This is a genomic window from Microvirga pakistanensis, assembly GCF_004458765.1.
GTDB lineage: Bacteria > Pseudomonadota > Alphaproteobacteria > Rhizobiales > Beijerinckiaceae > Microvirga > Microvirga pakistanensis.
The window spans coordinates 1-257 of sequence record NZ_SPJX01000067.1 but is presented as its reverse complement, the minus strand read 5'-3'; the positions used below and the strand labels follow the sequence as shown (position 1 = coordinate 257).

Here is a 257-nt window from a genome sequence, read left to right as displayed (position 1 = left end):
GGTGATGTCACGGTAACCTGAGGCGACCGCGAGAAGCCCTGCTTTGTTGAATTCAGGCGAGCACGCCCGCCGCGGACTTCCATGCCGCCATGGCTCGTAGACGGTAGACGTGGGTAGCGAGGGCAGACTGGTGCGAGCGGGGCGGAACGAACAGATTTCTGGCAGCCGAAAAGACTGATGTGAACCGCTGCAGGCCTTCCACAGACCGAAAGCCCTGCATCATTCTCTCCCGCTTTCGCAGCGAGAGATGCGAATTT

At 59.9% G+C, this 257-nt stretch carries 1 pseudogene; it reads right to left on the bottom strand.

Features of this window, described 5'->3' with window-relative positions:
* Positions 1 to 52: 52 nt before the first annotated feature.
* Positions 53 to 257: pseudogene (locus E4K09_RS02770) on the bottom strand (IS6 family transposase); the annotation flags it as partial.